Source organism: Streptomyces asoensis, from assembly GCF_016860545.1.
Classification (GTDB): domain Bacteria; phylum Actinomycetota; class Actinomycetes; order Streptomycetales; family Streptomycetaceae; genus Streptomyces; species Streptomyces asoensis.
In genome coordinates, this window is the sequence record NZ_BNEB01000005.1 from 233,521 (window position 1) to 251,220 (window position 17,700).

Here is a 17,700-nt window from a genome sequence, read left to right on the forward strand (position 1 = left end):
GGATACGGGCGGCAGGATCGCCTCCGAAGGGTGGATGCACCCTCGCCTGGGCAGTCGGGAGAGCGGACGCCGCCGAGCGGGCGGCCCGCCCGTCAGTCGAGGAGAATCAGCGCATGGCAGGACCGGACCGTACCGACACCCACGGCGCACTGCCCGGGGCGGCACCGGCGGACCCGGCCGGCGCGGCACTGGAAGCCCTCGGCACCGGCGCCTACGTCGTGAACGAGCAGGGCCGGATCGTCGCCGTCAACGTCCGCGGCACACAGCTGCTGCGCCGCACGGCCGAGGAACTCCTCGGCCATGACGCCCACGACCTGCTGCACCGTGACGCCCATGGCCAACCCCTGCCCCAGAGCCAGTGCGGCATGCGCCAGGCCTTCCACGCCGGACGCACCGCCCAGGGCGACGAGGACTACTTCGCGCTGGGCGACGGGTCCGTGCTGCCCGTCGCATGGCTGGTCACACCCTTCGGCCATCCGGGGCACGAGTACGGGACCCTCGTCGTCTTCCATGCGCGCCCCGTGCCCGAACCCGACACGCGAGCCCGGCCCGCCTCCGCCCTGCTGCCCGAGATCGACCGGCTGGCCCTCCTGGCGGCGACCACCGCGCGGCTCACCTCGACCCTGGACGTCGACGAGGCCCTGGGCCGGCTGGTGGGGCTGGTCGTACCGCGGCTCGCGGACTGGATCATCATCGACCTGATCACCGAACGCGACGAAGTGTGGCGGACCGTCGTGACCGAGGCGGACGGCGACACCCTGATAGGCCACGAGGAACTCCAGGGACCGATGCCGCCCATCCCCGAGCGGTCTCCGATGCCGCTGTCGAGGGCGCTGCGCGGAGTCGCGTCCACCCTGGCGGGACCGGAGACCTACCAGGGGGCGCCCGACTCCGGGATCGCCGTCGAGCAGCGCCGCCTCTTCGACGCGACCGGCATCCACTCCGCCGCCATCGCCCCGGTCCGCAGCACCCGCGCCGTCCTGGGAGCGCTCACCCTGGGCCGCGCCAAGCAGCCCGGCGACTTCAACGCCGCCGACCTCCCCCTCATCGAGGACATCGCGCGCCGCGCCGGGCTCGCGCTGGACAACGCGCGCCTGTACCAGCGTCAGCGCAAGGTCGCCGAGACCATGCAGAACCACCTGCTGCCGCAGATGCCGCGGGTGCCCGGACTCCAGATGACGGTCCGCTACCTCCCCGCGCCCGACGCCTCACAGGTGGGCGGCGACTGGTACGACGCCTTCTCCCTCTCGGACGGCGCCACCGCCCTGGCCATCGGCGACGTCGTCGGCCACGACCTGGAGGCCGCGGCCGGCATGGCGCAGGTCCGCAACATGCTCCGCGCCTACGCCTGGGCCCTGCGCGAACCGCCCAGTCAGATCGTCCAACGGCTCGACGAGGCCCTCAACCACATCACCGACGTGAGCATGGCCACCATGATCCTGGCCCGGCTGGAGGAGACGGACACGGGCCAGTGGCACCTGACGTGGACGAACGCCGGCCATCCGCCCCCGCTGCTGATCACGCACGACGGCCTGGCCCACTACCTCCAGGACGGCCACAACATCCTCCTGGGCGCGTCGTCGCGTGCGCGTCGTACCGACGCGACGACCCAGCTGCCTCCCGGGGCGACCCTCCTGCTCTACACCGACGGCCTGATCGAGGAGCACGGTCACACCCTCGACGCGGGCCTCACCCGGCTCCGTCAGCACGCCGCAGCGCTGGCCCACCGCCCCCTGACCTCCTTCACCGACCACCTCCTGCACCGTGTCCGCCCCACCGCGAACGACGACGACGTCGCCCTCCTCGCCCTGCGCACGCCGGCCCGCGCGACGGACGCCCGCACCCTGGAGTGACCGGCTCAGCCGACGGCGCCGGCCTCGCGCCGGGCCGCGGTCGCCACATGGGCGCCGGTGATCTTCAGGATCTCGTGCCAGAACGGCGTGGCCGTCAGATAGGCGCCCAGCACCGACAGCGCGCCCAGGGAGACGTCGACGCTGATGCGCCCCTGATCGCCCCAGTAGACGTCCCGCAGATCGAGCAGCAGCGCGAACTCGTCGCAGATGAGGGCGCTGCCGCAGCCGTAGGCGGTGGCCACGACGGGGTGCCCGACGGCGCGCTCGTCGCCCCGCACGGCGATCAGGCCCACGCCCGCGAGGGCGGCGATGCCGAGGTTGTAGTGGTGCAGGTGCTCACGGCCGACGGAGATGTTCCCCCAGGGCAGCCATCCTCCGCGGATGCCGTGCGTGATGACCCTGACGGTGCCGAAGGTGACGCCGAACGACACCCAGGTCGTCAGCAACGACCGCTGCACAGGGGTGAGATGCGTCCGTGCCGTCCGGCGCCACCGCCGCACGAGCTGCCTTCCGCCGTCGCCGCGGTGTGCCGGAGCGTGTCGCTGCATACGGTCCATTCAGGGCCGCCGTCCGGGCGCGCCGCAAGCGGTACTGACCCGTCGGTGTCGATGCCCCCGGCACGTCGCGCTCCTCCGCGGTATGCGCGAGGGCTCCCGCACCTCGGCGGCCGTGTCACAGGCCGTTGCTACGGTTTTGTTCGTGACGACTTCCGGGGAAAGCCTCATCCGCATCGTCGAGACGCCCACGCTCGCGATCGGGGCGCGCGTCGAGGGCCCCGAGTCCGGCTGGCCGGTGGTCCTGCTGCACGGCTTCCCCTACGACGTCCATTCCTACGACGCCGTCACGGCGCTCCTCCTCCCGCGGGGTGCCCGGGTCGTCACCCCGTACCTGCGGGGGTTCGGCCCGACGAGATTCCGCGACCCGCGGGCCGTGCGCAGCGGGCAGCAGGCCGCCATCGGGACCGACGTCGCCGATCTGATCCGGGAGTCGGGACTGGACGCGCCCGTCCTGGCCGGCTTCGACTGGGGCGGGCGAGCCGCCTGTGTGGCCGCGGCGCTGTGGCCGGAGCTGGTCGGCGGGCTCGTCGCGATCGGGGGCAACGAGATCCAGGACATCGCCGGGAGCGCCGAGCCGACGGACGCGCTCGCCGAGAGCCGCCACTGGTACCAGTACTACCTCCACTCCGAGCGCGGTCGCGCCGGCCTCACCCGGTACCGACGGGAGATCGCCAGGCAACTGTGGGAGGAGTGGGAGCCCGGCCGGGAGATCGACACGGAGGCCTTCGCCCGCACGGCCGCGGCCTTCGACAACCCGGATTTCGTCGATGTCGCCGTCCACTCCTACCGCCACCGGTACGGGCTGGTGCCGGGCGGCGCACGGTACGACGAGGCCGAGCGGCTCCTCGCGGACAAGCCGGTGATCGATGTCCCGACGATCGTGCTGGATCCGACCGAGGACCCCGTGACCGTGCCGCGCGGCACGGAGGAACACCGGACGTCCTTCAGCGACCTGGTCGGCCACACCCATGTGTCCGCCGGGCACGACACCCCTCGTGACGCGCCCGAAGCCGTCGCGGCCGCCGTCCTCGACGTGCACGCCCGGATCCGTCGCACCTCCTGAGGGTGTCAGTGCGGGTCGTTAGTGTGATCAGGTGACAGCATTCACCATCCTTGACGACAGCACGGCGTGGCGTGCGGGCTTCGAGCAGCGGTTACGGGCGTCGTACGCCGCGGCCGGTCTCGGCGTCGGCGCGGTGGAGCACAGGCTGGACGAGGTCCGGGCCGGCGTCGGCGGGTGGACCGTCGCCGCGGTGACCGACGCCGGTACGTACCTGGGGCACGTCGCCGTGACCGTGGCCGACGACAACGGCACGCCGGCGGGCCGCATCGTCGACCTGCGGGTCGAGCCGCCCCACACAGGCCGGGGGCACGAGCACGCGGCCCGGGACTGGGCCGAGCAGTGGTGCGCGGAGCGCGGGGCACGCCGCCTGGACGTTCGGCTCACCGAGCCCGCCGGGGAGCTGTTCGGCGACTACCCCGTCCGCGGACAGCTCAGGACGCGGGCCATCGGTTCCCCGCCCGAGCCGGTCGACGGTGTCACCGCACGGCCGATGACGCAGGCCGAATACCCCGGGTGGCTCGCCTCCGAGAAGCGCGCCTACGTCGGCGACATCGTCCGCTCCGGAGCCCTGAGCCCGGCGGAGGCCGCACGCAAGTCCGACCGCGACTTCGCGAAGCTGCTCCCCCAGGACCTGGCCACACCGGACAACTCCTTCCTGGTGCTCGAGCGGGCGGGCGAGCCGATCGGTACCGGCTGGCTGAAGCACGGCCATCTGCCGGGCGTCACGTACGGCTACTCCCTCCACATCCAGGACAAGCACCGCGGCAAGGGCCACGGGCGCGCCGCGATGGCGGTCGGCGAACGCGCGACCCTCGCGGCCGGTGACTCGGCACTGATGTTCACCGTGTGGGGCGGCAACGAGGTGGCGATGAACCTCTACACGAGCGCCGGTTACCGCGTCCTGGAGGAAGGCCGCTCGATCGCACTCCCCCGCTCCGCGACGAGCTGACGCGCCCGGAGCAGGTGAGGCGAGCTCGCATCGATCGTTGACGGCCGCCGCAATATTCGGAGTGGCGGTCGGCTCAAACGCGCCTCATTCAGCCATCGATCCTCGTGCCACACCCAGGCGCCGCGCCTGCCGCGCTTCGGGTGCAGACCAGGGCGCGCAAGTCGCACGAGGCGAACCGAAATCTTTCGACGCCTGAACCGAATGATGCGAGGGGGATTGACGTCCCGTCAGGGGCTCCTATGCTCCAGAACGTTCACGGAGTCAATCAACGTTCGACATACGGAACGCAGTCCGGGATGACATGTACAGATCAGCCCCCACCCCGTGCCGTTCCACCGCTCACACCCCCCGCACTCAACCGTACGAGGAGAAGAATGAAGCCCCTCAGGAAAGTCGGCCGACGCCGAACGCGGGTTCTGGGCCTGCTGGTCACCTCGGTCCTGCTGGCCACGGGCACCGCCACTGCCACACAGTCGGCTTCCGCCCAGCCCACCGCGGCCGCGAGCACCCTCGGTGCCCAAGCGGCCCAGTCGGGGCGCTACTTCGGCACGGCGGCGGCCGCCGGGAAGCTCGGCGACGGCACGTACACCGGCATCCTCGACCGCGAGTTCAACGCGGTGACGCCGGAGAACGAGATGAAGTGGGACGCCACTGAACGATCGCGCGGCTCGTTCAGTTTCGGTCCCGCCGACCAGATCGTCAACCGCGCCCAGGCCCACGGTCAGCGGATGCGCGGCCACACCCTCGTCTGGCACTCCCAACTGCCCGGCTGGGTCGGCGGCATCGGTGACGCGGCCACGCTGCGCAGCGTGATGAACAACCACATCACGACACTCATGTCCCGCTACCGCGGCCGGATCTACGCCTGGGACGTCGTCAACGAGGCCTTCGCCGACGGCGGCAGCGGCCAGCACCGCTCCTCGGTGTTCCAGAACGCGCTCGGCAACGGCTTCATCGAGGAGGCGTTCCGCACCGCGCGGTCCGCCGACCCGTCGGCCAAGCTCTGTTACAACGACTACAGCATCGAGAACTGGAGCGACGCCAAGACCCAGGGCGTCTACCGCATGGTGCGCGACTTCAAGGCGCGCGGAGTGCCCATCGACTGTGTGGGCTTCCAGGCCCACTTCGGGGCCGGGGGCCCGCCGTCCTCCTTCCAGACGACGCTGTCCAATTTCGCGGCGCTGGGTGTCGACGTACAGATCACCGAACTGGACATCGCCCAGGCGTCGCCCTCGGCGTACGCGAGCAGCGTACGGGCGTGCATGAACGTCGCCCGCTGCACCGGCATCACCGTGTGGGGCATCCGGGACAGCGACTCCTGGCGCGTCGGGCAGAACCCGCTGCTCTTCGACAACAACGGCGGCAAGAAGGCGGCCTACCAGTCCGTCCTGTCGGCGCTGGGCGGCACGGCCGCGAGCCGGTCGGCCACCACCACGACTCAACGACCCTCCGCAGCGACGGACATGGCCGCCACATCGGCCGCACCGTCGACGTCGGCGGGGTCGAAGGCCTCGGCGGCCGCGCTCCCCTCCTCCTTCCGCTGGAGCTCCAGCGGAGCCCTGATCGCCCCGAAACCGGACGCGACCCACGCCATCGCCGGGATCAAGGACCCGACGGTCGTCTACCACAACGGCAAGTGGCACGTCTTCGCCAGCACCGCCCAGTCCTCCGGCTACAACCTGGTCTATCTGAGCTTCACCGACTGGTCCCAAGCCGGTTCGGCCACGCACCACTACCTGGACCGCACCGCCATCGGCTCCGGCTACCGGGCCGCGCCGCAGGTGTTCTACAACGCCCCGCAGCGCCTGTGGTACCTCGTGTACCAGACGGGCAACGCCTCGTACTCCACGAACCCCGACATCAGCAACCCCAACGGGTGGAGCGCACCCCGCAACTTCTACTCGTCGATGCCGGACATCATCCGGCAGAACATCGGCAACGGTTACTGGGTCGACATGTGGGTGATCTGCGACAGCGCCAACTGCTATCTGTTCTCGTCCGACGACAACGGACACCTCTACCGCTCGCAGACGACCGTCGGCCAGTTCCCCAACGGGTTCACGAACACGGTCATCGCCCTCCAGGACAGCAAGAACGCCCTGTTCGAGGCGAGCAACGTGTACAAGGTGCAGGACACCAACCAGTACCTGCTCCTGGTGGAGGCCATCGGCTCCGACGGGCGGCGCTACTTCCGCTCCTGGACCTCGACCAGCCTCGGCGGCGGCTGGACGGCGCTCGCCGCGTCCGAGGGCAATCCCTTCGCCCGGGCGAACAACGTCACCTTCCCTTCGGGCGCCTGGACCCGGGACGTCAGCCACGGCGAGATGATCCGCGCGAGCAACGACCAGACGCTCACGATCAGCTCCTGCCGGATGCAGTACCTGTACCAGGGGCTCAACCCGAACGCCGGCGGTGACTACAACAGCCTCCCGTGGAGGCTCGCCCTGCTCACCCAGACCAACCCCACCTGCTGACCGAGGGGGCCCGCACCCGTGCGGGCCCCCTCTCCGCCTGGATCGCGTGACCGCGCAGAGGTACGTGTGAGCGATCGCCACCACCCCCTCGCCTGACGTAACTGCACCGGCGTGACGCGTATCGGTCTCCGTGCCAGGGCAGGTCCGAAGGATCCGTTTCCCGGAAATCCGCAGTGCCGGTTCATTGCGGAGCAATGGTCCGAGGGGGGCCGTGCCATGGCATCGGTGGTGGTTGTTCACGGAATCGGGCGGCAGTTCTCGGGACCGCATCTGCTGCGAGGCCCGATCACGGACGCGGTGCGCGACGGCGTGGGGCTCGCCGGCACACCGGCACCCGAAGCCGGAGATATAGGGGTGGCCTTCTACGGGGACGTGTTCCGCGCCCAGCCCGACAAGGGCGGACCGGCCCACAGCCCCGGTGAACAGGACGACGACTTCGAGCAGCAGCTCGCACTCCTGTGGTGGGCCAAGGCGGCTGCCCTGGACCCTCACGACGTCCAGCCGCCAGGCAACATGGCCGGCGCCAAGGCACGGACCCCGAAGTCGGTGAAAGCCGCACTGCGGGCCCTGAGCATGTCCCGGTTCGCGACCCGTCTGACCGAACCCCTGCTCTTCCGCCTCCTGGGCCAGGTACGGGACTATCTCGCCGACGACGCCATCGGTGAGCAGGTGCGCGCCAAGGTCGGCGGGGAGATCGGCGACGACACAGAAGTCGTGGTGGGGCATTCCCTCGGCTCCGTGATCGCCTACGAAGCACTGTGCGCGGGAGCAGGCCCCTCGGTCCGTACGTTGGTCACCCTGGGGTCTCCGCTGGGCATTCCCCTCGTCTTCGACCGGCTCACTCCCCGCCCCCGGGGCGGCGTAGGGGCCTGGCCGTCCGCCGTCGGGCAGTGGACCAACATATGTGACCCGTACGACGTGGTGGCCCTTCAGGAGAGGCTGACCGGCCTGTTTCGCTCCGGTGAGACGGACGTGCGCGACGAGTCGCTCGGCCACGGCGCGGCCTCGTCCCTCAAGGACCGTAGGGTCGACAACGGCTGGCGGGCCCACGACCTGATCCGCTACCTCACCGCGCGCGTCACCGGGCGGGCGATCGGTGAAGGGCTCGCGTCGTGAACGGCCTCTTCCTCGCGGCCGGTTCGTCCGACTACGCGCATGGCGAACTGTGCGAACTCGGCGGTGTGCGAGGCGACCTGGAGCGTCTGCGGAGGCTGTTCACCCGGTCCCTCGGGTACGCCGCTCCCCCCGCCCTGCTCAACGAGAGCGCCAGCACGTTGCGCGGAGCACTCGGCGGCGATCCGGAGGTCTGCTTCGACGGGGACGACACAGTGGTCGTCTACTACACGGGCCACGGCGCCGGCACCAACGGCCGGCACTACCTCCTGTGCGCCGACTCCGATCCCGACCGCCCGGCTGCCACCGCGCTGGGCACCGACGATCTGGTCCGCCTGATGCACGAGCGTGGGGCCCGTCGGCTCCTGCTCGTCATCGACACCTGTTATGCGGCGGTGGGCGCGGCAGAGAGCATCAGTGAAGCCGCCCACAGCGTGGCCCTGGACCTCGGCCAGCGACCCCAGGTGTACGTGGACCGGCGCCTCAAGGCGTTCTCGGTGATCTCGGCGGCCCGCGACTACGAACGCGCCGGGGACTCCCGGTTCTCGGAGGCGTTGGTACAGGCCGTGTCGAGTGAGGCGTGCGGTGGAGCACGGGCACGGCAACTCATGCTCGAGGACATCGTGGATCACATCAACCGGGCCCTGGACAGGTCCGGTGCGAGCCAGCACGCGACGCACGCCACCCTGCTGAGCGATCCCGGAGGGCACCCGTTCTTCCCCAACCCCCGGTACACCCACGACACGCCGCCCGAGGGCGTCTCCCTCGCCGAGCAACGCGCCTTGCTCAAGTCCCGCGACGGTGCTGCTTCGGGAGCACGCCCGGCATCACCGCAGCCGCTCACACCCGATGAACTCGTCGGCCGGGACGAAGCGCTGGCACGCCTCGAGACCTGGTGCGCCGCTCCGGCCCCGCCGCGCCGATGGCTCGCGGTCACCGGTTCACCCGGCAGCGGCAAGTCGGCCCTCCTGCGGGCATTGTCCCGCCGACTCGCACGATCGACGGACGCACGGACCGAGGTGTCGGCCTCCTACCTGTCCGTCGACATGCGCCACCGCTGGCTCGAGGACCTGACCAGGGAGATAGCGGTGTCGGAGGGCGCCCCACCGGACACGCCCCCGGAACAGCTCGAAGCCGGACTACGCACACGCGTGACTCCGTACGTGCTGCTCGTCGACGGCGTCGAAGAGGCCGGCGCACCGGGTGACGTCACGGAACCCGAAAGGGTCGCACGCTACCTCAACGGTCTCGCGGCACGGGTGGGCCAGATGCGCGTCGTCGCGACCTGGCGCCCAGCCGGTCAGGACGACCTGCACTCCCACGACGACGTCGATCTCGACGGCTGGGCCGAGGACGACCGGGACGCGCTGCTGCAACTCGCCACGCGGCTGCTGCTCGAGCCCGACGGGCCGGGCAGCGCAGGCGGCTGTTCCCCGCGGCACGCCCGGGAGGCAGCTCCCGGCGTGGTCCGCAGGTCGGGCGGTAACCACCTCGTGCTGCGCCTGGAGATCCAGCGGCTGACCGCGTCTTCGGCCGCCACGGTCCGCTCCGTACCGGCAGACTCCGCCTCTGAGTCTCCGCTCACAGTGCCCGAGGCCTTCCGAAGGGCGCTCGCCGCACGCTGCTCCGACCCGGTCGTGAACGCGCTGCTGACCGGACTCGCGTTCACCCACGGAACGGGTCTGCCCTGGGCGGGTGGTCTGTGGCCGGACACCGTCTCGCGCATGTTCGGCATGACGCTCACCGACGGGCACGCACGGGACGCGCTCGATTCGGCGGCCCCCTTCGTCGCCGAATCGCTCGACAGCGCTGGCCGCTCGGTCTACCGGCTGCACCACGAGGCCTGCGCCCAGGTGCTGCGCGACGACGCGGCCAAGATCGACGGCGCCGACCGCATGCTCAGAGCGCTGGAGGAGGAACGCGTCGCGCGGGAAGCGCACGCGCGTAAGGAACCGGGGCGCTTCACGGACCCGTACCTGACGGAGCACCTCCCCCGGCACCGGAGCGAGCGCCCGGGACGGACCACCCCCCGGAGCCCTGCCGTTCCCGGCCCCGGCGCACCGGACATCGCGCGGGAGGAGCACCTCGCGGACCTGCACGTGTGGATCAGACGCCTACTGGCCGACGGGGTCGAGATCCCTCCTCACCTGCGTGAACTGGTCCGCACCACGATCCTCATCACCACCCTGCGCACCCCGAGGATCGAATCCCTCCAGGACGAACAGGGACGCAAGAGCGTCACGGTACGCGCGGCGTCCGGCGAGAGTCTGCACGTCACCGAGTTCTGACGACGCTCCGGGCACGTCCACTGCCCTGCCCCGCCGTCATCGCGAGCCTGACCGGTCGGAGGGGACGAAGATGGACGGGGTGACGGCGATGAGTCCGCCGGCGCCCGCGGGTCTACCTCTCGACCGGAACAGCCACCACAGCGGGAGCAAGCCATGGGCCTCATCCACATCGAACTGTTCGCGACCCTCGATCTCGTCGGGCAGGCGCCCGGCGGCCCCGACGAGGACCCCGAGGGGTTCCCGTTCGGCGGCTGGCAGGCCCCGCTGCTCGACGAGACCGCCGGTGAGCAGATCGGCGCCGCGTACGAGGGCACCGACGCCCTGCTGCTGGGCCGGCGCACCTACGACATCTTCGCCGCCTACTGGCCGCACCAGAAGGGCGGCCCGGACAACGAGATCGCCACCCTCTTCAACAGCGTCCCCAAGTACGTCGCCTCCCGCGGCACGCCCGACCTCCCGTGGGCCGGGTCGACGCAGCTCGGCCCCGACCTGGCGGACGCGGTGCGCGAGATCCGTGACCGGCACGAGCACGTGAAGGTCGTGGGAAGCCTGGACCTGGTGCAGAGCCTGCTGCGCGAGAAGCTCTTCGACCGCCTCGACCTCTGGGTGAACCCGATCGTGCTCGGCGTCGGCAAGAAGGTGTTCGACGGGGGTGCGGTGCCCACGAACCTCACGCTCCTCCAGCCGCCGGCGGCCGGTCCGAAGGGCGCCGTGTACCTGCGCTACGCGCTCGCCGAGGGCACGCCCGCGACGGGGGACATGAGCGCACCGGACCGAGGCCTGGGGCCCGACGCGTAACGCCGCGGCGGGCAGAGGTAACGCCGAGGCGGGCAGCTGGAGAGGGTGCGGGCTGGGGCTGGGGCTGCGGCTGCGGCTGCGGCTGCGGCTGCGGCGGGGACGTACGGCCGTAGGGCCGCAGGCGTCCTGGCGTGTCCGAGAGGTTCATCTCGTCGACATCCCTCGGTCGGTCGCCGCCGGTCCCTTGGACCGGACCACGCGGTCAAATTTCGATCTCCCGTGCCCGACCCGGCGACAAGGGAGGGTTACCGGCGGTAAGTTCCGGCTGCCCCTCCCCACTTCACAGGAGTTCCGCTTCATGCGCCGTCTTCTCACCTGCCTCACGGCCGCGGCCATCACCTGCGGCGGGTTCGTCGCGACCGCGTCACCCGCCGCTGCCGCCGACCCGGCCTCCGGATCCTTCAGCACCCTCACCTACAACGTCGCCGGCCTGCCGGAGATCATCTCCAGCGCCTCCACCCCCCGCGACACCAGCACCACGGCCATCGGCCAGCGCATCGCGCCGTACGACATCGTGCACGTCGAGGAGGACTTCAACTACCACTCCTACCTCTACGCCGGCGACACCGCGCATGCCTACCGCACCCCCACCAGCGGCGGGGCCGGCATCGGCAGCGGGCTCAACACGCTCGCCAAACTCCCCTACGACACCGACGACTTCGAGCGGGTCCGCTGGAACTCGTGCCAGATCGACTCCGGTGACTGCCTGACACCCAAGGGCTTCTCCTTCATGCGGGAGCGGCTCGCGGAGGGCGTCTACGTCGACTTCTACAACCTGCACACCAACGCCGGTACCAACGCCGGCGACCTGGCCTCGCGTGCCGACAACCTCAACCAGCTCACCGCCTTCATCGGCACCCACTCGGCGGGCAACGCCGTCGTGGTCATGGGCGACACCAACACCCGCTACACCCGGGCCGGCGACACCATCGCCGAGTTCGCCGCCGCCAACGGTCTCACCGACGCGTGGGTGAAGCTCGTCCGTGGCGGGACCCCGCCCGCCAAGGGCAGCGACGCCCTCGTCTGCGACCAGACCGGGCCGACCGTGCCCAACACCTGCGAGGTCGTCGACAAGGTGCTCTACCGGAGCAGCAAGCTCGTGTCGCTCAACGCGACGTCGTACAACAACGAGCACGCCAAGTTCCTCACCGACGCCGGTCTCATGCTGTCCGACCACGACCCGATCGCGGTCGGCTTCTCCTGGTCGCGCAACGAGGCCTTCCAGCTCAGTGACCAGTACGGCGGGCCGCACGGCGACTACTACACCGACATCGACGCCGTACCGGCGGGCGCCCGCGCCGTCAGTGTGTCGCTGCGCAGCGGCTCGCGCGTGGACAGCCTCGGTCTGACGCTCGACAACGGCAAGGTCCTCACCCACGGCGGCACCGGAGGCACCGCGTCGTCCCTGACCCTGGGCAGCGGCGAGTACGTCACCTCGGGCCAGCTGTGCCAGGGGCAGAAGGACGGCCGCACGCGGATCTTCTACGCCAAGTTCACCACGAACCTGGGCAGGAGCCTGGCCGGCGGTACCACCACGTCCGACTGCGTGACGCGGACCGCGCCGTCGGGCTGGCAGATCGCCGGGTTCCACGGGCGTGCCGCCGACGAGATCGACAAGGTCGGCTTCCTCTACACGAAGCGCTGACCTTTCCCGGACGGGACGAGCGGCGGCGGCCTGCGGGTCGCCGCCGTTCGGCGTGTCGGCGAAGGGTCCGGTGCGCCCATCCACGAGCGGGTGCGCCGCTGCCCGTTCATCAACGACATCGCCAACCGGTCCCTCTCCCCCACCGGTGACTGAGCCCCGCGCCGCCTCCCCGTTGTCCCCGCCTCCTTCCCAGCCCTCGGGCCCGTCACCCGGCGGCCGGTCACCCGTGCGGGAGCGCTGCCACGAGACGGCGGATCCGGGTGAGGGGCAGCGCCGGGTTGGCGGCCGCACGGTGCGCCAGTTCCTCGTCGTCGAGCAGCTCTGCCAGCCGTGACGGCGGGAGGTTCGGATGGCGCGCGAAGGCGGCCCGCACGGCGGGGTCCGGGTCGCGGGTGAGACGTTCGACGACGTGGGGTTCGGTCTCCGGGTCGCGTGCGGCCAGCGCGCGGACGGCCGGATCATCGTCGGCGGCGTGGACGGCCAGCCCGGCGCTGGGGAAGTCCGGCCGGGCGAGCAGGTGTTCGCGTCCGCTGCCCGTGTACGCGAGGAAGCAGCTCAGCAGCAGTCCGGGCGGAGCGCCCGAGTGGTTCTGGGCGAGCAGCACGCGTACGCCGAGGTCGTCGTCGACGGCGAGACGGGCCACGAGGTCCGGGGGCAGTGTGCGCTCCCGCGCGGCTTCCCGGCGCAGCAGCGGGTGCCCGGACAGCGCGTCCCGGCGTACGGCCTCGGCGTCGCGCGGCGGCAGCGGCCGGAGATCGGCGGAGAAGTCGCCGTCCGCGGGGACCCGGTAGTCGATCGCGGCCCTCTCCGCCTCGCTCCAGGCCGGGTGGACGGAGACGGACAGACGTACCCGGGGATCGGCGTCCGCCGCGAGGGCGGCGCGCTCGTCCGGGCCGAGGTCCGGGTGCCGGGCCGCCGTCCGCCGCACCCGCGGGTCGGGATCCGCCACGAGGGCCCGGCGTTCGGCGGGCCCGAGGTCGGCCCGGGAGGCGGTCTCGCGCCGGACCTCCGGATCCGGGTCGGCGGCCAGGCGGGCCACGGCGTCGGGAGGCAGGCTCGGATTGCGCGCGATCATCGCACGGTCGTCGGCGCCGAAGGGGTCGGTGAGGACGCCCCGCACGACCTTCGCGGTGAGCGGCAGGTGGAGCAGGGCGTCGGTGCGGCCGTGACAGGCGTGCGAGGGCAGGACGCTCTCCACCCAGACCGGATCCTCCTCCCGTACGCGCTGCCGGGCTCTTCTCCGCACGTCGTCGTCGGGATCGGCCAGCAGGGCGGCCCTCGTCCCGGCGGGCAGCACGCTCCATGACCCGGTCCCCCAGGCGCGCACCCTCGCCTCCGGATGCGTGGGCATGGCCCGGCGGAATTCCGCGGAGATCTGCCGATGGAAACCGCCGCCGAGGAGTTCGGCCTCGTATGTCGTGATCATGTGCACGACGGCGTCGTCGGGCAGGTACCCGGACCCGGCAGGTCCGGTCGTGGCCGGACGCGGGCCCTCGGCGAGGTGGGCGCGGACGAACCAGTCCGGATCCCTGACCAGCAAGGCCCGTTGGGCCGGGTCGACGTGGGGGTTCTGGGCGAAGAAGCCGCGGGTGCGGGCGTCGGGGTGCGCGACGACGGCGTCCACGACGGCGTCGGGAAGGACGCGGTCGCGGCACAGCACCATCCGCACCGCGAGCGGAGCGTCCGCCAGGAGCCGCGGCAACAGGTCCGCCGGCGTGGACGGGTTGAGCGCGACTCCGGCGAGACGTCGTACCGGCAGATCGGCGTCGGCCCAGATGTCCGCGGGCGTGGGCATGTGAGGGTCTCCACGGTGAAGGCACGGTGTGATCCCTGCGAGGCCAGGGAGAACCCGACCCTAACCGCCGGGCACGATCACGCACCAGGACGGTTCACCGGCCGGGTCCCGCTCCCGGCGCGTGTCCGCCGCTCGGGTGTCCGCTGCCCGCCGGACGGCCGCGCCGCACGCGGCCGTCGGGGTGCGGGCCGGTGGAAAAGGCTTTGACGTGCCGTCGGCCGCTCGTCGAGGGTGATCCCGGTGTCCGGACGTGGGCACGGCAGAGGAGTTGTGGATGATTGTCGTATCGGCCGCCTCGGGGGCGTTCGGCCGGCTGGTCGTCGGCCGGTTGCTGGACCTGGTGCCCGCCGACCGCGTGGGGGTCGCGGTGCGTGACCCCGGCAAGGTCCCGGATCTCGCGGCTCGCGGGGTCCATGTCCGGCTCGGCGACTACGACGACCCGGCGACGCTGCGCACCGCGTTCGAGGGCGCCGACCGGCTGCTGCTGATCTCCTCCCCCGAGCTGGATCCCTCACGCCGTACCGTCCAGCACCGGGCGGCGCTCGGCGCGGCCCGCGCCGGCGGCGTCGGATCGGTCGTCTACACCAGTTTCCTCGGGGCCGACACGCAGGCCGACGGCATGACCGCCGCCCATCACGCCACCGAGCGTGAACTGGCATCCGGGGGACTCCCGCACACCCTGCTGCGGCACCCCTTCTACAGCGAGGCGTTCCTGCACAGCGGACTGCGCGCGGCCGTCGCCTCGGGTGAACTGGCCGACGGCACGGGAGGGCGCGGCATCAACACCGCGTCCCGCGGCGACCTCGCGGAGGCCGCGGCCCGCGTCCTCACCGAGGACCACCACGTCGGACGGGCCTACGACTTCACCGGCGTCCTGTGGACCTACGACGAGCTCGCCGACACGCTCAGCGGCGTCTCCGGCAGGCCTGTCGTCCGGCGGGAGCGGGATCCCGCTCCCGGCGCGCAGGGCTGGCTGGAGACCCAGGTGCGCTCCGGCGCGCTGGAGCGGCAGACCGACGACCTCCAACGCGTCCTCGGCCACCCGCCCACCGGCCTCGCGCAGACCGTCACAGCGATCCTCGACCAGGACTGACGACCACGGCAGTGACGAGCGTGCGATCGGGGCCCGCCTTCACGAACACGGCGGCGGCCTCCCCGCTCACGACGCCGCGTCGGGCTCCCGTCAGTGGGGGCCGGTGAGGTGCTCGACTCGGGCGTGGAGGTGCTCGACGTGGTGTTCCGACTCCGGCTTCATCAGGACGCTGCGCAGGATCCGGGCGCCGTCGGCGTCCGCAGTGATCCCGGGGTGTCGTGCGGTGAAGGCCTCGCGGTCGGCCCTGAGAGTGCTCAGGAAGACCGGGTCGGGCGCGGCCATGCCGTCGGCGAGAATGCGGCCCGAGGCCGCGTCGATGCCGGACAGGGTGGCCGGTTCGAGGGCGGGGAAGTAGCTCACGATGTCCAGCTCGGGCTTTTGATAGAGCGTCAGATACGGTGACTCGTCGATGAGCCGGGACCAATCGAGTGCGGCTCGGCGACCCGCCGCCAGGACGCGTCCGAGACCTTCGGGGGTCGGCGGGAGAAGCTGGAAGGTGAGCCAGAGGGCGGCGGCCGAGGCGCCGGCCCGTGAGCACTCCAGGCTGATCTCTCCGAGGTGGAGTCCGGCGGAGGTGAAGTAGGTGTACGGCGAGTCGTGGAGGTAGAAACGGCCGACCTCGGGATCGCGGAAGAGGACGGCCCCGCAGCCGTAGGGCTGGAGTCCGTGCTTGTGCGGGTCGACCACGATCGAGTCGCACCGGGCGACGGCACGCCAGGGCTCGGCGGGTATCCCCTCGGGGCCGTCGGCGCCGGCGAGCAGCGTGAAGAACCCGCCGTACGCCGCGTCGACGTGGACGCGGACGCCGTGGCGCCGGGCGATCGGCAGGGCGAGGTGGACCGGGTCGACGGCGCCGAGTCCCGTGGTGCCGGTGGTGAGGACGACGGTGCCGACGTCCCCGGTGCGCAAGAGGTCGTCGAGTGCGTCGAGGTCCATGCGGCCCCGGCCGTCGGTGGGGACGGGATGGCCCTTCGTCCCGAGGACATGGCACATCCGGCCATGGGTGTAGTGGGCGTCGGCGCTGTGGGCGATCCCCCGGCCGGGGTGGAGTTCGCGGGCCACGAAGAGCGCTTCGAGGTTGGCGACGGTGCCGCTGGTGGTGAGGTGGCCGAGGTGCGTGTCGTAGCCGAACATCGTGGCCAGCGAGGCGACGACCTCGCGTTCCATGGCCGCGGTGGCGGGTCCGCCGTCCAGGGCGTGGTTGTTGGGGTTGATCAGCATCGCCGTGAGGTAGCCGACCACGGCGGCGGGGTGCGGGGGCTTGAGCATCTGCCCGGCGTACCGCGGGTGGAAGAAGGGGTAGTTGTCCTCCAGCCGTCCCGTGAACCGCTCGAAGGCGGCGGCGAAGCGCTCGTCGTCCACCGCGAGCGACGGGTGGGGCGCGTACGGGCCGAAGGTGTCGGCCCAGTCCTGCACGGCGTGAGCGGCTCGACCGAGCCAGTGCTGAAGGTCCACTGATCTCCCTCTCCTCCCCGGGTACGTCCGCGGTGCGCCCACTCTACGATTTCGTTGACCAGTCAGCAATTGACTGCTCAGCAATTGAGAGGGCAGCAAGTGCCCCGGCAGTAAACTCGCCGCGATGAACGAGACCCCGCAGCCGGACGCCGAGGCCGCCGCGCGCGCCGCAGACAGCCCGCTCGTCCGTGACTTCGGCCTGCTGATCAAGTCCGCGACCCGTCTGGAACAGCGGATCGACGCCGCCCTCCGGCGGGAGTGCGGGATCAGCCACACGATGCTCGAAGTGCTCATCAGGCTGTGCCGCGGGCCCGCCGAGGAGATCTCGCAACGGCGGCTGGCGGACGACCTCACCCTCACCAGCAGCGGAACGACCCGGTTGCTCGACCGGATGGAGGGGGCCGGCCTGGTCCGCCGGGTACCGTCCCCCGAGGACCGCCGGGTGGCCCTGGTGGAACCGACCCCCGCAGGCCGTACGACGTTCCTGCGTGCCGCGGCGGTCCACGCGGAGATGGTGGAGAGGTTCTTCGTCGGCCCGCTGTCCGCCGGTGACTACCGGCGGCTGACCGCCGCCCTGGGCGAGATCGACAGGGCGCTGCGCGAGGCCGCCGACTGAG

The 17,700-nt window shown here is 71.5% G+C and carries 13 protein-coding genes; 10 read left to right on the plus strand and 3 right to left on the minus strand.

Annotated elements, in window-relative coordinates:
• Nucleotides 1-113: 113 nt before the first annotated feature.
• On the plus strand, nucleotides 114-1,853 hold the full coding sequence (locus Saso_RS24410) for a SpoIIE family protein phosphatase (RefSeq protein ID WP_189921676.1): 1,740 nt from the start codon (nucleotides 114-116) through the stop codon (nucleotides 1,851-1,853).
• Between the two features lie 5 nt (nucleotides 1,854-1,858).
• On the opposite strand, the gene Saso_RS24415 is transcribed toward Saso_RS24410, so the two are convergent.
• A complete protein-coding gene (locus Saso_RS24415; RefSeq protein ID WP_189921675.1) occupies nucleotides 1,859-2,401 on the minus strand; it encodes a hypothetical protein in 543 nt (180 codons plus the stop codon).
• Nucleotides 2,402-2,552: 151 nt separating this feature from the next.
• On the opposite strand from Saso_RS24415, the gene Saso_RS24420 reads away from it, so the two are divergent.
• From Saso_RS24420 to Saso_RS24450, 7 genes are all read left to right on the plus strand, one after another.
• Nucleotides 2,553-3,473: an alpha/beta fold hydrolase gene (locus Saso_RS24420; RefSeq protein ID WP_203833551.1), complete on the plus strand. Its 921-nt coding sequence runs from the start codon at nucleotides 2,553-2,555 to the stop codon at nucleotides 3,471-3,473.
• 31 nt (nucleotides 3,474-3,504) lie between these two features.
• Nucleotides 3,505-4,422 (plus strand): GNAT family N-acetyltransferase, encoded by a 918-nt coding sequence (locus Saso_RS24425; RefSeq protein WP_189921671.1) that lies wholly within the window; start codon nucleotides 3,505-3,507, stop codon nucleotides 4,420-4,422.
• Between the two features lie 374 nt (nucleotides 4,423-4,796).
• Nucleotides 4,797-6,896: a non-reducing end alpha-L-arabinofuranosidase family hydrolase gene (locus Saso_RS24430; protein WP_189921669.1), complete on the plus strand. Its 2,100-nt coding sequence runs from the start codon at nucleotides 4,797-4,799 to the stop codon at nucleotides 6,894-6,896.
• Nucleotides 6,897-7,112: 216 nt separating this feature from the next.
• On the plus strand, nucleotides 7,113-8,012 hold the full coding sequence (locus tag Saso_RS24435; protein WP_189921667.1) for an alpha/beta hydrolase family protein: 900 nt from the start codon (nucleotides 7,113-7,115) through the stop codon (nucleotides 8,010-8,012).
• Nucleotides 8,009-10,297: an ATP-binding cassette domain-containing protein gene (locus Saso_RS24440; RefSeq protein WP_189921665.1), complete on the plus strand. Its 2,289-nt coding sequence runs from the start codon at nucleotides 8,009-8,011 to the stop codon at nucleotides 10,295-10,297. The genes Saso_RS24435 and Saso_RS24440 overlap by 4 nt, the downstream gene beginning before the upstream one ends.
• A gap of 153 nt (nucleotides 10,298-10,450) precedes the next feature.
• On the plus strand, nucleotides 10,451-11,095 hold the full coding sequence (locus Saso_RS24445; protein WP_189921664.1) for a dihydrofolate reductase family protein: 645 nt from the start codon (nucleotides 10,451-10,453) through the stop codon (nucleotides 11,093-11,095).
• A gap of 298 nt (nucleotides 11,096-11,393) precedes the next feature.
• The gene (locus Saso_RS24450) at nucleotides 11,394-12,740 is read left to right on the plus strand and encodes a jacalin-like lectin (RefSeq protein WP_189921662.1); all 1,347 of its coding nucleotides are present in this window, start codon (nucleotides 11,394-11,396) and stop codon (nucleotides 12,738-12,740) included.
• A gap of 220 nt (nucleotides 12,741-12,960) precedes the next feature.
• On the opposite strand, the gene Saso_RS24455 is transcribed toward Saso_RS24450, so the two are convergent.
• On the minus strand, nucleotides 12,961-14,535 hold the full coding sequence (locus Saso_RS24455; RefSeq protein ID WP_189921660.1) for a serine/threonine-protein kinase: 1,575 nt from the start codon (nucleotides 14,533-14,535) through the stop codon (nucleotides 12,961-12,963).
• 274 nt (nucleotides 14,536-14,809) lie between these two features.
• Between Saso_RS24455 and Saso_RS24460 the strand changes: the two genes are divergently transcribed.
• Nucleotides 14,810-15,628: an NAD(P)H-binding protein gene (locus tag Saso_RS24460; RefSeq protein WP_189921658.1), complete on the plus strand. Its 819-nt coding sequence runs from the start codon at nucleotides 14,810-14,812 to the stop codon at nucleotides 15,626-15,628.
• 90 nt (nucleotides 15,629-15,718) lie between these two features.
• On the opposite strand, the gene Saso_RS24465 is transcribed toward Saso_RS24460, so the two are convergent.
• Nucleotides 15,719-17,083 (minus strand): pyridoxal phosphate-dependent decarboxylase family protein, encoded by a 1,365-nt coding sequence (locus tag Saso_RS24465; RefSeq protein WP_189921656.1) that lies wholly within the window; start codon nucleotides 17,081-17,083, stop codon nucleotides 15,719-15,721.
• 124 nt (nucleotides 17,084-17,207) lie between these two features.
• Between Saso_RS24465 and Saso_RS24470 the strand changes: the two genes are divergently transcribed.
• Nucleotides 17,208-17,699: a MarR family winged helix-turn-helix transcriptional regulator gene (locus tag Saso_RS24470; RefSeq protein ID WP_189921654.1), complete on the plus strand. Its 492-nt coding sequence runs from the start codon at nucleotides 17,208-17,210 to the stop codon at nucleotides 17,697-17,699.
• Nucleotide 17,700 lies beyond the last annotated feature (1 nt).